Genomic DNA, 14,320 nt, shown 5'->3' with positions numbered 1-14,320 from the left:
GCGGAGCGGATCACTGTAGGTGGAGCAAGTTCTGCCGCCTACGGGCCCAACGGATTCGGCGCAGCTGGGCATTGTCCTGAGCGTCCCGCCGCGCCATCGACGCCCTGATCTCGCGCGCCCGGTAATCGAGTCCGTTCCCGCCGCTCGACAACCACACCGTCGCCACCACCGCACTCGCACCTATCAGCATCCAGAACATCGCCGCTCTCCTTGCTCTCCGGCAGCTCCGTCTGGGGCGCCGATCGGGTAAGAACAACGCTATTGCCAATGAAAACGCTGGTCAGCCACCCCGGGGACGGTCTTGTTGCCCTACCTGAGGCGGGCTGAGGTTCCTCCCCAGGGCGGAGGTTTTTCCGGCCGCCTACCGATACGATCGACCAATGCGGTGGTTGACTGCTCGCTACGCGCGCGCCTTTGCACTGTTGGGGTACCAGTACCCGTGGTACTACATGGCAATCGCCGACGCGGTGATTCTCGCCACCGTGCTGGTCGCGACCATGCAGCGGATCTTCGGCGATTTGCACGGAGTGCAGTGGCTGTACCTGACGCTCGCGGTCGTCTTCGCGATCGCGCCCCATCCGGCGTGCCTGTTTCTGAAGAAGCGCATCGTGCTGACCCCGCTGCTCGTGGTGGCGACTGTCATCTCGGTGGCGCTGTTCTGGCTCATACCCACAGACACAGACTCCGCCACGTTGCTACTCGTCCTGGCCGTCACCACCGGAGCCGCGATCAGTACCTGGAAGCAGACCGTCTTCAACTTGACACTGAGTTACGGCATCCTGATCGTCGGTGGCGCAACCGGAGTTGTCCAGCAGGGTTGGATGATCGCCGCGATGCTGTGTTTCGGTGCGGCACTGGGACATTTGCTACAGGCACAATTGGCGTTGCTGCTCCGGGAGCGGCAGGCGCGCGCTGCCCGGTTACGTCTGGATCGCGCCGCGATCGCGAGTGAAGTCCACGATGTGGTTGCCCACTCGTTGAGTATCGTGCTGCTCAACGTCACCGGAGCGCGCCGGGCGCTCGAAGAGGACGGCGACATCGATGACGCCGTCGAGGCCCTCCGCGACGCGGAAACGCAGGGTCGTGCGGCCATGGCGGACATCCGGCAGACCATCGAACTACTACGCACCGACGCCGAACCGACCGGGCCACCGCCGGGTCTGGACGATCTCGACGAGCTGGTCTCGTCATTCGGCGGGCCGGACAGATCATCCACCACCGCAACACCACCGCCGGTGTGACCCGAACGAGCGCAACTGATCTCGCGGCGTTCCGCATCGTCCAGGAGTCACTGACCAACGCATCCAAACATGCACCGGGTGCGCCGGTCGACCTGACTGTTCAGGCCGATGCCGACGGGACGCTGAACATCCACGTCCGCAACGAGATCGATCCCGAGGCCCACCGATGGCCTGGTGGATCCGGCATCGACGGAATGCGTTCTCGGGCGGAACTACTCGGTGGCACCTTCCGGTCCGAGCCGGTGGCGAACGCATGGGAGGTCACCGCGGTCTTGCCTGCCTCCCGCGAGAACCGGTTACCCGCGGAGTTGACGACGACGGTGGTGCCCGATGTCGGATGACGAACCGAAGACCCGCGTGTTGCTGGTCGACGACCAAGAGCTGGTCCGGTCAGGATTGCGCCGGATCCTGCGGCGCAAAGACGGTTTCGAGGTCATCGCCGAGTGCTCCGACGGCGACGAGGTCGTCGGGGCCGTGGCTGCGGCCAGGCCTGACGTGGTGGTGATGGACCTGCGTATGAAACGGGTCAGCGGCATGGCCGCCACCCGGCATCTCGCGGCAACCAACGATCCCCCACCAGTATTGGTGCTGACCACTTTCCGGGACGAGCAGCTGCTGTCGGAGGCGCTGCGCGCCGGGGCCGCCGGATTCGTCCTGAAAGATTCGCCCGCCGAAGAACTAATTCGCGCGGTCCGCATCGTCGCCGCGGGTGAGGCGGTACTCGACCCGGCGATCACTGCGCGCGTGCTGGACACCTATCGGACGGCTCCGGGGCCGACGAAGGACGGCACCTCACTCGATCGACTGACCTCGCGCGAGCGGGCCGTGCTTGGGCTGGTCGGCCGCGGTCTGTCCAACGACGAGATCGCAGTGGAACTGGTGATCTCGGTGGTGACGGTCAAGAGCCATATCGGCAACATCTTCCACAAGCTCGGTGTTCGCGACCGTGCCGCTGCGGTTGTCTATGCCTTCGACCACGGTGTGGTCAGCCCCCGAATGCGGTGAACCACGTCGGGGCCGCGGAACGCCCTGAAATCGTCCCCATACGCGGTGTCCGATGGCATTATTGCCTCGGACACCGCGTATGGGGACGACCTCAGGGCGAAAGGTCTGGTCCGCGAGCATTGTCGTACGAGATCAGGCCGGCGCACTGCGCCCCACAACCAAAGTGTGACCTGACTAACATCTGACAACTGCTACTTCTCAATGGTTTGCACAGATTCGGGTCAGAAAGTTAATGAGGAATCACACAGTTGGATGTCAGCGCAGGGTCGCGAAATACTTGACCGTGTCGGTTTCCAAGGTCGAAAATGCCTTCTTGATCACAGGAAGTGCAAACTTGGAGGCCTTCCCCATGGGACCGGCGAGTTCGATGGCGAATGACCAAGTGAACCTGCACCCGCCACCCGACGGCTCGATCTTACTGAGTTCACCGAACTTACGCAGGCTCGGAACGTTCGCCTGTTCGACGTAGAAAGCGTGGCGGTAACGCCCGGTGTCAGGTTCTTCGTCCCACACGAAGAACCGCTCCGACAGCCGCGCATATCCGGGCGCCAGTTCGGCCGAGCGCGTGGTCCCGACCCCGTAAGGCGCAGGCGAGGTGAAGGTGATCGCCTTGATGAGTCGACACCAGTCCAACGTGTTCTGCCTGGTCAGTTCGCCCCAAGCACGCTCGGGTGACACGGGAAGGTTCACAGAGAACTTGTGGGTGATGGGCGCCGTGTCGAAAAAGTCCAGATCGAAGGGTTCGAGTGGATACGTGGGCATTGTCGCCTTTCGTGTGACATGTGCTCTCACGCCGGCAGCCGCCTGGTCTGAAAGGCCGCCTACCCGCGTAAAAGGTCCGATGAGCCTGCAATCAATCCTGGCATGGCAACATAAGGCCTACAAACCCCGGCGCTGCGAAAGACGAACGTCCGGGTGGTCTCGGATGTCGTATCCGAGGATGGAGGAGTAGTAGTGACGCTGGACGACCGCCCATCGGGAGATGTTCCGCCGACCGTCTCGTCGATCCCGTTGTCCGACCCGAACGTGCGCCCCGGCGGCGATCCGAGTGTCGGAGCCCTGGTCAAAGAAGCAACCACGCATCTTTCGACCCTGTTCCGTGCCGAGTTGGCGCTTGCCAAGGCGGAGCTGACAGGCGAGGCGAAGAAGGCTGCGATCGGCTCCGGGCTGATCATCGTCGCGCTCACGGTGGCGCTCTATGCCAGCCTGTTCTTCTTCTGGTTCCTGGGCGAGTTGCTGTCCGAGTGGCTGCCTCGCTGGGCCGCCTTCGGCATCGTCTTCCTGATACTTCTCGTCGCGGCCATCATCACCGGTCTCGTCGGGTACATAGTCTTCAAGAAGATGACCGGACCGAAGAAGACCATCGCGTCCGTGCAACACCTCTCCGACGTACTGCCGGCCGGACACCACGATTCCGTTCGTCCTGCGGCCGACCTGAGCAAGTCGAGCGCCGCCAAGGCGTTCAAGGGCTGAGGGATTGGTATCCCCGGACCCGTCGACCGTTCGTTTCGCGGGCCCGTGGCGGCACCATGACGTGCGGGCGAACGGGGTGCGGCTGCACGCGGTCGAATGGGCCGATCAGCCCTACACCGATCGTCCCCTGGTCCTGCTCATGCATGGTTTCGGGGAGTTCTGGTGGAGTTGGCGTCATCAGCTCCCGGCCCTGACCGCGGCCGGTTACCGGGCGGTCGCGGTGGATCTGCGGGGCTACGGCGACAGTGACAAACCGCCGCGCGGCTATGACGGCTGGACCCTGGCCGGTGACACCGACGGGCTGATCCGCGCGCTGGGCCACGCGGACGCCACGATCGTCGGTCACGCCGACGGTGGGCTCGTCTGCTGGGCGACTGCGACCCTGCATCCGCATTCGGTGCGCTCCATGGTCGTCATCGCCTCGCCCCATCCGCAGGCACTCAAGGACGCCAGCCTGCGCGATCCCGGTCAGCGCAAGGCGTTCCTGGCCGGATTTCTACGGGCCCAGATCCCGCGGTCGGCCGAACGCGACCTGATCCGCGATGACGGCGCCATGATCGAAGAGATGATGCGCAACAATTCCGGACTGCGCTGGCCGATGACCGATGACTTCGCCGACACGGCGGCCCGTAACCGGTCGGCGATTCAGATCGCCGGCGTCGCGCACAGCAGCCTGGAGTACCGGCGCTGGGCCTTCCGATCGCAGTTCCGTCCGGACGGCAGCCGCTTCCTGGAACTGATGGACAAGCGCCTGCAGATCCCGGTGCTGGCGGTCCGGGGCGAACTCGACACCTACATCCGGCGCCCGACCCTCGCGGCCAGCGCGAAATGGGCAGCCCACCTCGACCTCACCGAGATCGCAGAGAGTGGCCACTACGCCCATCAGGAGTCACCTGATGAGGTCAACCGCCAATTGATCGAGTTCGCAGGCCGCTGACCGGTCAGGAGTGGACGCAGGACTGCGTGTCGACGGCGGTGCTGAGCCGTTCGGACTCTGCCAACCCAGGCTTGACCTGATCCGCGGTCAGTACGAACCCGGTCTCACTGGCCGGGTCCTCCGCAGCGCCGAACACGACACCGAGCACTTCGCCACGTGAATTGATCAGTGGTCCGCCCGAGTTGCCCTGCCGGATCGATCCGCGCACGGTGTAGACCTCGCGGGTGACGGACGTGTTGGGATAGATGCCCGGACCCCTGAGCTGAATCACCTCACGAATCCGCTCGGCGCTGGCGTTGAACGGTCCCGCCTCGGGGTAGCCGAGAGCGATCGCGTCCTCGCCGGTCTTGGCCAACTTGCCGGCGAACCGCATCGCGGGTGCCTGCAACCCGGGGACGTCGAGCACGGCGATGTCGGTCGCCGGGTCGAAATAGACCACGGTGGCGTCCCGTTGGTCGTCGGAGGCGACGACGTGCAGGGTGGTCGTCCCGGCCACCACGTGGGCGTTCGTCATGACCCGTTCGGGCGAGACGACGAAACCGCTGCCTTCGAGGGCCTGGTTGCAACTGGGCGCGATGCCCTCGATCTTGACGACGCTGGGGCGCACCTGGTCGACGATCGGCTGGTCGAGCAGTTCCTGATTGGGAGGCTCGACGCTGGTGATCGGCGTTCGCCCGAACGGTCCGATGGCCTCTTTGAGCCCGGAGCTGTCGAACATGTCCCAGAACTCGCGCGGAAGCCTCTGCATCCACTGCGGGGCAATCGAGTTGATCTCCTCGATGACCCGCGACTCCCGGACTGCGCTGGCGATCTCGGGCTGCGCCGACGTACTGATCGGGGTGGCGAGCACCCAGGCCGCGAGCAGCACCGCCACAGCCTGCAGCAGCGAACCGACCACCGAGTCGGCGCGGCGCACCGACAACGTCCGGATACCGCTGCGAGCTGCCCGGCCGAGGACCATGCCGGAGATCTCACCGACGATCACGAGCGCGACCAGCAGCAACACCCCGGCGACCAGACGCCAGCGCTGGTCCTCGATGTTGCGGATCAGGTGCGGTGCCAGCAACACTCCGGCAGCGGCGCCGAGCAGGACCCCGATGAAGGCCATCGCGGACGAGACCGCGCCCTGCCGATATCCGGACGCGGCCGCGAGCAGCGCGATCCCGATCACCAGGATGTCGACCCAGGCGGCTCCGCTCACTCCTGGCCCACCTTCTCGAGTTCACCGGCGAGGTCGCGGCCGTCGGACTTGTCCCAGGGGATCTCCCAGCCGGCGGCCTCGATGATCGCCGCGAGCATCCCCCCCGTGAAACCCCAGACCAGCATGTTCTCCACCGCGAACGCGGGCCCCTGATAGACCCGGCCGCCGCCGATGGTGCGTTGGACCTGAAACCTGTTGTGGGGGTTCACCAGATCCCGCACCGACACGCGCGTCACCCGCGCGGTCTCCCCGACATCGACGACGCCGACCTCGGACGGCTGCGGCCAGTACGCGAGCACGGGCGACACCTCGAAGCCTGACGGCGGGACGGGAAACATGTCGAGAACGGCCAGTTCGCTGACGCCTGCCGGATCGAGTCCGGTCTCCTCGACCGCCTCCCGTATCGCGGTGCCCACCGGAAAGTCGTCTTCCGGGTCCCGGGCACCTCCGGGGAACGCGACCTGTCCGCTGTGGTTGCGCAGGGTCGCGGCACGCTGGGTCAGCAACACCTCGGCATCCGCCGGGATCCCGCCGTGGTGGGTGGCGTCCCCGTTCCAGTCGCCGCTGAACAGCACGAGCACCGCGGCGGGCCGGGGACTGCGCATCATCGCCCGCATCAGTCGCTCGGTCACGCCTCCGCGGTCTTCGACCGAGCGGGTCACCCCGTCCAGATTGGCGATCAGCCCTCGCATCCATGGCGGCACCGACGTGGTCGGCACCAGGACCTGGGTCATGCGGCGACGCCCAGGTACTTGTCCACAACCTCGGCCACCTCGTCGGTGGAGTCGAACACGGTGGGCAGCACGGCCGCGACCGTGCCGTCGGCGCGAACCAGCACCGTGGCCGGGTAGACGCGCGGCACGCCCAGCGCGGCCGCGATCTTCGAGTCGGTATCGACGACGGTGGGCAACCGGACCCCGATCTCGGAGAGTAGGTTCAGCGACAGGAACGGATTCTCCGACCCCTCCTTGCCCTGCACCGTCAGCACCCGTACCCGATCGCCGACCTGCTTGGCGTACTCGTCGATCACCGGCAGTTCCGCACGGCACGGCCCACACCAATGCGCCCAGATGTTCACCAGCATCGGCGTCCCTGCGGTCGCCGCTCCGAGATCCACGGGCGATCCGTCGGCCAGACAGGGCACGGTCACCCCTGCCAGTTTCGACCCTGCGGGCGCCGGCCCGACCGGCACCGGACACGGTTCCAGGGCTGCCTGCAGTCGGGCATTGGCCATGTCCTCGTCCGAGACGTTGGCCTGCAGGCCCGGCACAGCAGTGCTGCCGCTCTGCGAGATGCCGTTCGGCGCCGGAGCCGGGGTGTCCGCCTGCCGCGGCCAGATGGCGACGATCAGAGCGATCAAGACGACGAGCACAGCGATGGTCCACCGCGCAGACACCGACAGGTGAAACCGTGAGCGTCCGGGAGGGTTCGTCCGGGGTCTGTTCATCTCTTCCAGCTCGGGCACGGCCTACATACCCGCCAATGCCAGCAGATGGTCGGTCTCGGGACCCTTCACCAGCTTCGCGGCCTCCGATTTCTCAACCGGCCCCAACCCGTACGACGGGCAGTCGGCCGCCAGCACGCAGACGCCGCAGGCCGGCTTCCGCGAATGACACACCCGACGACCGTGGAAGATCACGCGGTGCGAGAGATCCGTCCAATTCTTGCGTTCGATCAATTCGCCGACGGCGTGCTCGATCTTCACCGGATCGGTTTCATCCGTCCACTTCCATCGCTGCACCAGCCGACCGAAATGGGTGTCAACAGTGATTCCGGGCACACCGAATGCGTTACCGAGTACGACGTTGGCGGTCTTCCGCCCGAAGCCCGGAAGCGAGACGAGGTCGCGCAGGTTGTTCGGCACCTCGCCGTCGAATCGCTCGACCAACGCCTGCCCCAAGCCCATGATCGAATTGGCCTTGTTCCGGTAGAAGCCGGTCGACCGGATCATCTCCTCGAGCTCGGTGCGATCAGCGCCCGCGTAGTCCTCGGCGCTGCGATAGCGCCGGAACAGGGCCGGGGTCGTCAGGTTCACGCGAACGTCTGTGCACTGGGCCGACAGGATCGTGGCCACCGACAACTCCAGCGGATTGGTGAAGTCGAGTTCGCAGTAGACGTGCGGAAATGCCGTCTGCAATGTGCGGTCCATCCGCCGCGCCCGGCGGACAAGGCCGGTGCGGGTCTCGACACCGCGCTGCGCCGCAGTCCTGGCGCGCTTGGCACCTGCCTTCGAACTCACCAATTCAGAGTACGGCGAGCTGCTACCGACAGACGTATCGGCTGTCATCCACAGCAATATCGGCGAGCAGCCGCCTCGATATCGGCAGGGCGTGACGCAGTCGGCCAGACGATCGTGTCTCTTCTGAGACCTGGGTTGTGTTTACTACTCCCCATGCACGGACTCGCCGTACTTCTGTTCCCCGCGGTTCTCATGCTCTTCGCTCTGGCGATGGAGCGTGTGGAGAACCAGCTCGAACGCCTCAACGTGCGGGTCGACCACGTCGAAGAGTTCCTCGAGTCCGCCGAGCCGGAGCAGATGGACACTCTGGCCAGGCAGGGCTTCCCCGCCGCGCTCGACGAGTTCCGCGACCGCCGGATGCCCACGAACATCGAACCCGGCGAATCCATCCGCGCAAGCTAGGCCCGCGCCCCGCACCGCCGCCCTGGTCGAGCTCCGCTCCGCTACGTCTCCCCCCACCCCGGTCGAGCTCCGCTCCGCTACGTCTCCCGCGCCGATGGGGGTAAACACAATCTTTCGGAATGAGTACCCGTAGACTCGACTGCGGGTGACAAACACAACACTTTGATCGTTCGTACACCCGCGAGTGAACGCGGTCTGGCTGGACCCTTAGAAAGGGGCGTAAGTGGAAGAAGTACTGGCGCGGGCGGGCATATTTCAGGGAGTTGAGCCCACCGCCGTCGCGGCACTGACCAATCAGCTTCAGCCGGTTGATTTTCCACGCGGACACGTCATCTTCAACGAGGGCGAGCCCGGAGATCGGCTCTACATCATTCTGTCGGGCAAGGTGAAAGTCGGCCGCAAGTCGGTTGACGGTCGTGAGAATCTGCTGACCATCATGGGCCCGTCCGACATGTTCGGTGAGCTGTCCATCTTCGATCCCGGTCCCCGCACCTCGTCGGCGACAACGGTCACCGAAGTTCGCGCGGTATCGATGGATCGTGAAGCTCTCCGGTCCTGGATCGCCGACCGCCCCGAGATCGCCGAGCAGCTGCTGCGCGTGCTGGCCCGTCGCCTGCGTCGCACCAACAACAACCTCGCCGACCTGATCTTCACCGATGTTCCCGGACGTGTGGCCAAGCAGCTCCTGCAGCTGGCACAGCGATTCGGAACGCAGGAGGCCGGCGCGCTCCGCGTCACCCACGACCTCACGCAGGAAGAGATCGCCCAGCTCGTCGGTGCTTCACGTGAAACCGTCAACAAAGCCCTGGCAGATTTCGCCCAGCGTGGCTGGTTGCGGCTCGAAGGCAAGAGCGTGCTGATCGCGGACTCCGAGCGTCTGGCACGCCGAGCTCGCTAGGTTTTTCACAAAACCACCCGTTCCGGTCAAACCCTCCAGGTGCGAACCCCTGGGTTTGACCGGAACGGGTGGTTTTGTGTTTGCGGCTATTCGTCCGACAGGTAGGCCAACTGGGTCTTCACCGACATCTTGGCCGCGGGCCACAGCTTCTTGTCGACGTCTGCGTAGACCTTCTTGACCACTCTTCGCGGTTTGACCGTCTCCGGTGACGCCCCGAGTTCCTCGAGTGCCGCGCGCACCTGGTCGATGCGATCTTCGCGGTGCTTCTTGTAGAACCGGGCGACCGGGACCAGGTCGGGATGGTCAGGGCCGTGTCCCGGTAGCAGCGCGGCACCTTCGCCTTCGACGATGAGGCGGTTCAACGAGTTCATGTAGTCACGGAGTGTGCCGTCCTTCGGGTCGAGCACTGTGGTCCCGCCGCCGAGGATCGTATCCCCCGTCAGCATCACCTTCCGGCCCTCGTGTTCGACGAGAAAGCTCACCGAATCGCCCGTGTGGCCGGGAGTGTGGAGCACGGTGATCCGCAGTCCGGCTGCTTCGATGACCTCGCGGTCTTTCAGCGTCGCGGCACCTTTGGTGTACTTCTCGGCCCGCGCCCGGATCGGGGCTCCGGTCTGCTCTCGGAAGTACTTGATCGCACCCGTGTGGTCGTAATGGCGGTGGGTGATCAGTCCGAGGACCACGTTTCCTTGCGCTGCAACCGCTTTGACGTGCTTCTTCTTACCTTTGGGCCCGGGGTCGACGACGACGCAATCGTCCTGTCCCGGAGCCCGCAGAATCCAGGTGTTGGTGCCGTCGAGCGTCATCATCCCCGGGTTGTGACACAGCAACACAGATGCAAAATCGGTGACAGGTCGAACCACGCCATGGGCAGGATGCTGCGGTGCATTCATGCCCCTCAGGCTAGCGTGAGCAGCATGTCAGGCTCCCCGGCGACACCGATGTTCGTCGATCTCACAGACCCCGCGCTCGAAGCGCCTTCCCAGGATGTGCTCCCCGGGGTGGTCGTCGCTCTCTGTCCCGGCGCACCGCCGGAATCGGCGGCGCCGTGGCTCGACCACGCGACCTTCACGCTGACTGAAGAGCCCACCGCGGACCGGCGGGTGGTCCAGGTCGATTCGATCGATTCGGCCGTCGCCGCCATCACCGAGAACGTGGCCAGCCGCCCTCTGGCAGCGGCGGTCTGCGATGACGTGTTGCGTGCCGACTCCGCCCGGGCCGGGACCCTGAGCGGCCTGATCACCGAATCGCTGGCTTATTCGACCCTGCAGGCCGGACCGGAGTTCATAGAATGGCTCGCCGGCCAGGGCCCCCGTGAAATGCACATCCAAGATGATCCGGTACTGCTCGATCGAGGCGGATCGTCGCTCGCGATCAGCTTCAACCGGCCTGCGAGGCACAACGCGTTCAGCAATGCGTTGCGCGCAGGGTTGATCGACGCGCTGACCGTGGCTCTCGCCGACCCCACCCTCGACACGGTGACGCTCAGCGGGCAGGGTAAATCGTTCTGCAGCGGTGGGGATCTCACGGAGTTCGGCACGTTCACCGATCCCGCGAACTCGCATATCGCACGGACCCGGCACAGTCCGGGGTTGCTCCTCGACGCCGTGGCAGAGCGACTCGGACCGAACTTCCGGGCCCGAGTGCACGGAGCAGTGCTCGGGAGCGGGCTGGAGATGGCGTCCTTCTGCCCTCGCGTGAGCGCGCATCCCGACACCATCTTCGGACTACCCGAACTCCGGTTGGGTTTGCTCCCCGGCGCAGGCGGCACCGTCAGCATCCCTCGCCGAATCGGGCGATGGCGCACAGCTTTCCTGGTGCTGAGCGGCCGACGGGTCGACGCGAACACTGCGCTCGACTGGGGTCTGATCGATTCGATCGAGGACTGAGTGGCGTCCCGGCGATCAGTCGTTCAGGTGCGGCACGCCGCCGATCACGGTGCCGGCAACCGCTTCTGCGGACAGTTCACCGAGAACGACGGCCGGCGGCTCGGACAGCAGGGTGAGGTCGGCACGCGCACCGGGCGCAAGTACCCGGGGCGGGCGGGCGTGAGGGGTTCACCGAGGAACAGGCCGAGCGCAGCGCGAGCCGAGACTCGTTCCGGCAGCGACAATCCGGCCCCGGAGGTGCAGAGACGGTCGCGGGCCGCCCGCATGCAGGCCCAGGGGTCGAGGTCGCCGAAGGGGGCGTCGGTGCCTCCGGCCACCGCGACCCCGGCACGCTGAAGACTGGCCAGCCGCCACAGTTGCGGAAGGTCGGCGGCCGGAATGTCCTGCAGGTACTGCTCGCCGCGCTCGGCGACGAAGTTGGGTTGGGTGACCACCGTGACCCCGAGGTCAACCAGATCGTCGATCATCTCCTCGGGAACCATGGCAAAGGGCTCGATCCGGTCCCCCACGGCCGATCCCGCAGTGCGCAGGGCTGCCACCGCCACCACCAGTTGAACCACCGTCACGCAGTGCATCGCCACCGCGACCCCGCTGCCGTGGCAGCGTCTGATCCATGCGGTGATGGCGTCGAGGTCGAGGGTGTCGTCGTCCAGAATGCGTTTGATGGGGCCGAACTCCAAAGCCCCGTGACCCGCGTCCTGCGACAGCACCAGCACCCGTTGTCGTAACCGGCCGCTGCGCACCGCCACCTCGAACGAATCAAGCTCGGTTGCAGTGAGATCAGGCGTTGCTTCGGTCACCCCGACCACCCCGTAAGCACTCAGACGGGCACTGACGGACGCGAAATCGACCGGTTCGGGCACCGTCGAAGCAGCAATCTCCGCATCTTCGCGGAAGAGTCGCCCGGTCGGATGGTCCGGTCGGCCGAGCTCGACGAGTCCGGCCGAGTTCACTATCCACATCGCCCCACTGCGGTGCTGAACACGCAGCGGCACAGTCGCAATCACGTCATCCAGGTAATGCCGGTCGAGGTCACCGGCAACACTGTCGTGGTAGCCGACCGCCCTGATCCAGCCGTCCTGCCGGGGCTGGGCGGCACGCAGCACGCGCCGCAACGCATCCGCATCGGCGACGGCGGGCGGCCCGACCGACACCGAGTCGGCCGCAGCAGCCACTGCCCGCAGGTGCACATGGTGATCATGTAATCCGGGGATCACGGTGCCGCCCGCAAGGTCGACGACATCTTCTCCGCTCTGCGCTTCCAGACAGGCGCCGACCTCCCGGATTGCATCACGCTCGGTACGAATCGAGACGGTCTCGCCGGTGATCGCTCTCGCGTTGCTGATCAGCACAAGCCGGTCCGCTCATCGATCAGCTGCCGAACCCGGTGCGCATCAACCTTTTCCACCGGATGCCGAACAATTGCCGGAACCGGTGGCGCACTGACCGCGGTGTCCGACCCCGCCGTTGCGAGTGGGATCGCTGCGTAGCGCGCGGCCACGCCTGCCATCGCGACGTCGAGGACCTCACCGCCGCCTCGACCCAGCGACTCGAGGACGGCGTGCGCTGCCTCGAGTCCGGTCAACGGATCGGCGACGGCGTCGCCGCAGAAGATCGGGCCATGCGTACCGGCCCCCACCAAACCACCCGCCACTGCGGCGTCGTCACCGAAAGCGACGCGGTCGCGCACGTTGTGCCCGGCGCCGTAGCCCGTGATCCGCACCCAGACCCGCCCGGACCGTGGCGCGCGGGTGACAGCGGCCAGACCCGCCTGCTCGAGCGCGCGGGGTCGCGATGCCTCGATCACCACATCCGCGACGTCGAGCAACGCCGCGAGCACCGGGGACTCGCTCGACACCGGCGCCGAGAACTGCAGCTTGCCGCCGTTCATCCATTCGAAGAAGTCTGCGTTCCCGTAGCGAGCGCCGTCAGGGCGGTCGGGGCTCTCCACCTTGATGACGGTGGCACCGAGCCCGCGCAGCAACTGCCCGCACAGCGGTCCCGCCCACATCGCGGACAGGTCGACCACCAGGAGCCCGGAATCAATCGGACGGGCCGCACGGGTGGACCAGAGCCGCTGCGCGACAATAGGTTTTCCGGCATGCGAGTCCAGGACCGCGCACGGCATCCCCAGCAGGCGTCCGCGTTCGACGAGTTCGGCGGCTTCGTGCTCCGCGGCCGCGTCGGCGAGCATCCGCCACGGGTCGTCGATCGGTTCACCCGTCTCGAGCAACGCACCGATGACGTCGAGATCGCTCGGCCGCGCGAGCGTGAACACGCACCAGTTGTCGCGGCAGCGGATCAACCGGGTGCTGCCGCCGACCGATGTCCGGCCCCCGCGCGAGGTGCCGGTCAATCCCGCTCGACCTGCGAGGAGCAGTGCCGCGTCGACCCCGAACGGCGCTGCAGCCTGGTCGGCATGCTCCAGGATCCGCGAACGCGAGAAGTCGGGTGGGCCGTCGGGTTCCCCCGTCAGGTGGGCCAATCCGCTCTCCGCCCATCGCTTCGCCGACTCAGTCATCGCTCCGCCCGCAGGGCCGATCGACACACGGCTCCTCCTCACCACAGTCGACGTCGGGTCCCGGATCGAGTTGCACGTCGGTACGTCCCACCCTATTCACATGCGGCTCTCCATCACGTTCACGTGAGGGGTTCAAGGCCGAAGCGACCCCACGCCAGGAAGGCGAACAGGGACAGGAAGATCACGTCTCCGACCATCAGCTGCCACTCGTCGCGACGAAATCGGGTGGTCGCGGCCCCGGCCATCACCAGCATCAGGCCCGATGCGGCCAAGGGGACCACCCAGGGCGCAAGACCGACAGCGGCCGGCAGCACCAGTCCCAGCGCGCCGATCACCTTGATGACGCCGATGACCTTGATGTGACCGGCACCGAAATCGTCCACCCAGTGCTGGCTCTCGCCGAGCGATCGATACTTTTCCTTGCTCATCACCAGCTGGCTTGCCCCGCCGACCAGAAACGCCAGCGACAGCACAATCGCCATGACCCACAGTGTCGCGTTCACAAATGCTCCTT

The 14,320-nt window shown here is 65.9% G+C and carries 18 protein-coding genes; 8 read left to right on the top strand and 10 right to left on the bottom strand.

The features are described 5' to 3' along the window. Positions 1-10: 10 nt before the first annotated feature. Positions 11-199: a hypothetical protein gene (locus BFL43_RS22430; RefSeq protein ID WP_084894937.1), complete on the bottom strand. Its 189-nt coding sequence runs from the start codon at positions 197-199 to the stop codon at positions 11-13. 181 nt (positions 200-380) lie between these two features. On the opposite strand from BFL43_RS22430, the gene BFL43_RS22425 reads away from it, so the two are divergent. The 3 genes from BFL43_RS22425 to BFL43_RS22415 are packed head-to-tail and all read left to right on the top strand — an operon-like array spanning position 381 to position 2,246. Further along, positions 381-1,241 carry a histidine kinase gene (locus BFL43_RS22425; RefSeq protein ID WP_084894935.1) on the top strand — a complete coding sequence of 287 codons (861 nt, stop codon included), beginning with the start codon at positions 381-383 and terminating at the stop codon, positions 1,239-1,241. Beyond that, positions 1,238-1,582 carry a hypothetical protein gene (locus BFL43_RS22420; protein WP_084894933.1) on the top strand — a complete coding sequence of 115 codons (345 nt, stop codon included), beginning with the start codon at positions 1,238-1,240 and terminating at the stop codon, positions 1,580-1,582. Before BFL43_RS22425 ends, BFL43_RS22420 begins: the two co-directional genes overlap by 4 nt. Next, the gene (locus tag BFL43_RS22415; protein WP_084894931.1) at positions 1,572-2,246 is read left to right on the top strand and encodes a response regulator transcription factor; all 675 of its coding nucleotides are present in this window, start codon (positions 1,572-1,574) and stop codon (positions 2,244-2,246) included. Before BFL43_RS22420 ends, BFL43_RS22415 begins: the two co-directional genes overlap by 11 nt. A 255-nt stretch (positions 2,247-2,501) precedes the next feature. Here the strand turns inward: BFL43_RS22415 and BFL43_RS22410 are convergent, their stop codons facing one another. Beyond that, positions 2,502-3,008 (bottom strand): SRPBCC family protein, encoded by a 507-nt coding sequence (locus tag BFL43_RS22410; RefSeq protein WP_084894929.1) that lies wholly within the window; start codon positions 3,006-3,008, stop codon positions 2,502-2,504. A gap of 192 nt (positions 3,009-3,200) precedes the next feature. Here BFL43_RS22410 and BFL43_RS22405 point away from each other — a divergent pair, with 192 nt between their 5' ends. Beyond that, the gene (locus BFL43_RS22405; protein WP_240498425.1) at positions 3,201-3,719 is read left to right on the top strand and encodes a phage holin family protein; all 519 of its coding nucleotides are present in this window, start codon (positions 3,201-3,203) and stop codon (positions 3,717-3,719) included. 4 nt (positions 3,720-3,723) lie between these two features. Next, a complete protein-coding gene (locus tag BFL43_RS22400; RefSeq protein WP_084894927.1) occupies positions 3,724-4,656 on the top strand; it encodes an alpha/beta hydrolase in 933 nt (310 codons plus the stop codon). Positions 4,657-4,660: 4 nt separating this feature from the next. On the opposite strand, the gene BFL43_RS22395 is transcribed toward BFL43_RS22400, so the two are convergent. The 4 genes from BFL43_RS22395 to nth are packed head-to-tail and all read right to left on the bottom strand — an operon-like array spanning position 4,661 to position 8,006. Beyond that, positions 4,661-5,857, bottom strand: coding sequence for a MarP family serine protease (locus BFL43_RS22395; RefSeq protein ID WP_084894925.1), 1,197 nt, complete (start codon positions 5,855-5,857; stop codon positions 4,661-4,663). Further along, complete coding sequence (locus BFL43_RS22390) at positions 5,854-6,591, bottom strand: CoA pyrophosphatase (RefSeq protein WP_084894923.1); 738 nt, start codon at positions 6,589-6,591, stop codon at positions 5,854-5,856. The genes BFL43_RS22395 and BFL43_RS22390 overlap by 4 nt, the downstream gene beginning before the upstream one ends. Continuing rightward, positions 6,588-7,304, bottom strand: coding sequence for a TlpA disulfide reductase family protein (locus BFL43_RS22385; RefSeq protein ID WP_084895224.1), 717 nt, complete (start codon positions 7,302-7,304; stop codon positions 6,588-6,590). Before BFL43_RS22385 ends, BFL43_RS22390 begins: the two co-directional genes overlap by 4 nt. Positions 7,305-7,325: 21 nt before the next feature. Then, a complete protein-coding gene (nth, locus tag BFL43_RS22380) occupies positions 7,326-8,006 on the bottom strand; it encodes an endonuclease III (protein ID WP_240498436.1) in 681 nt (226 codons plus the stop codon). Positions 8,007-8,249: 243 nt separating this feature from the next. Here nth and BFL43_RS22375 point away from each other — a divergent pair, with 243 nt between their 5' ends. Both BFL43_RS22375 and BFL43_RS22370 read left to right on the top strand, forming a co-directional pair. After that, positions 8,250-8,498, top strand: a complete 249-nt coding sequence (locus BFL43_RS22375; RefSeq protein ID WP_084839125.1) for a hypothetical protein — start codon at positions 8,250-8,252, stop codon at positions 8,496-8,498. Positions 8,499-8,721: 223 nt separating this feature from the next. Next, on the top strand, positions 8,722-9,396 hold the full coding sequence (locus BFL43_RS22370; protein WP_084839124.1) for a Crp/Fnr family transcriptional regulator: 675 nt from the start codon (positions 8,722-8,724) through the stop codon (positions 9,394-9,396). Between the two features lie 86 nt (positions 9,397-9,482). Here BFL43_RS22370 and BFL43_RS22365 read toward each other — a convergent pair whose 3' ends face one another. Beyond that, positions 9,483-10,289: an MBL fold metallo-hydrolase gene (locus BFL43_RS22365; protein WP_084894921.1), complete on the bottom strand. Its 807-nt coding sequence runs from the start codon at positions 10,287-10,289 to the stop codon at positions 9,483-9,485. Between the two features lie 24 nt (positions 10,290-10,313). Between BFL43_RS22365 and BFL43_RS22360 the strand changes: the two genes are divergently transcribed. Then, positions 10,314-11,285, top strand: coding sequence for an enoyl-CoA hydratase/isomerase family protein (locus BFL43_RS22360; protein WP_240498424.1), 972 nt, complete (start codon positions 10,314-10,316; stop codon positions 11,283-11,285). A gap of 44 nt (positions 11,286-11,329) precedes the next feature. On the opposite strand, the gene BFL43_RS22355 is transcribed toward BFL43_RS22360, so the two are convergent. The 3 genes from BFL43_RS22355 to BFL43_RS22345 form a co-directional block, all read right to left on the bottom strand. Continuing rightward, a complete protein-coding gene (locus BFL43_RS22355; RefSeq protein WP_346425990.1) occupies positions 11,330-12,637 on the bottom strand; it encodes an amidohydrolase family protein in 1,308 nt (435 codons plus the stop codon). Then, entirely contained in the window at positions 12,631-13,806 is a 1,176-nt protein-coding gene (locus tag BFL43_RS22350; protein ID WP_084895219.1) for a CoA transferase, read from the bottom strand. Before BFL43_RS22350 ends, BFL43_RS22355 begins: the two co-directional genes overlap by 7 nt. A gap of 119 nt (positions 13,807-13,925) precedes the next feature. Further along, on the bottom strand, positions 13,926-14,309 hold the full coding sequence (locus BFL43_RS22345; RefSeq protein WP_084894919.1) for a DoxX family protein: 384 nt from the start codon (positions 14,307-14,309) through the stop codon (positions 13,926-13,928). Positions 14,310-14,320: the final 11 nt, after the last annotated feature.

Origin of the sequence: Williamsia sp. 1135, assembly GCF_002095395.1 — a bacterium.
In the GTDB taxonomy this organism is placed as follows: Bacteria; Actinomycetota; Actinomycetes; order Mycobacteriales; family Mycobacteriaceae; genus Williamsia.
This window is presented reverse-complemented; position numbering and strand designations above follow the sequence as displayed.

Excerpts from the sequence above, each read along its gene's own strand:
- BFL43_RS22350 (WP_084895219.1), bottom strand. The coding sequence starts at position 13,806 with ATGACTGAGTCGGCGAAGCGATGGGCGGAGAGCGGATTGGCCCACCTG.
- nth (WP_240498436.1), bottom strand. The coding sequence starts at position 8,006 with ATGGACCGCACATTGCAGACGGCATTTCCGCACGTCTACTGCGAACTC.
- BFL43_RS22365 (WP_084894921.1), bottom strand. The coding sequence starts at position 10,289 with ATGAATGCACCGCAGCATCCTGCCCATGGCGTGGTTCGACCTGTCACC.
- BFL43_RS22385 (WP_084895224.1), bottom strand. The coding sequence starts at position 7,304 with ATGAACAGACCCCGGACGAACCCTCCCGGACGCTCACGGTTTCACCTG.
- BFL43_RS22375 (WP_084839125.1), top strand. The coding sequence starts at position 8,250 with ATGCACGGACTCGCCGTACTTCTGTTCCCCGCGGTTCTCATGCTCTTC.
- BFL43_RS22360 (WP_240498424.1), top strand. The coding sequence starts at position 10,314 with ATGTCAGGCTCCCCGGCGACACCGATGTTCGTCGATCTCACAGACCCC.
- BFL43_RS22430 (WP_084894937.1), bottom strand. The coding sequence starts at position 199 with ATGTTCTGGATGCTGATAGGTGCGAGTGCGGTGGTGGCGACGGTGTGG.
- BFL43_RS22415 (WP_084894931.1), top strand. The coding sequence starts at position 1,572 with ATGTCGGATGACGAACCGAAGACCCGCGTGTTGCTGGTCGACGACCAA.
- BFL43_RS22410 (WP_084894929.1), bottom strand. The coding sequence starts at position 3,008 with ATGCCCACGTATCCACTCGAACCCTTCGATCTGGACTTTTTCGACACG.
- BFL43_RS22425 (WP_084894935.1), top strand. The coding sequence starts at position 381 with ATGCGGTGGTTGACTGCTCGCTACGCGCGCGCCTTTGCACTGTTGGGG.
- BFL43_RS22390 (WP_084894923.1), bottom strand. The coding sequence starts at position 6,591 with ATGACCCAGGTCCTGGTGCCGACCACGTCGGTGCCGCCATGGATGCGA.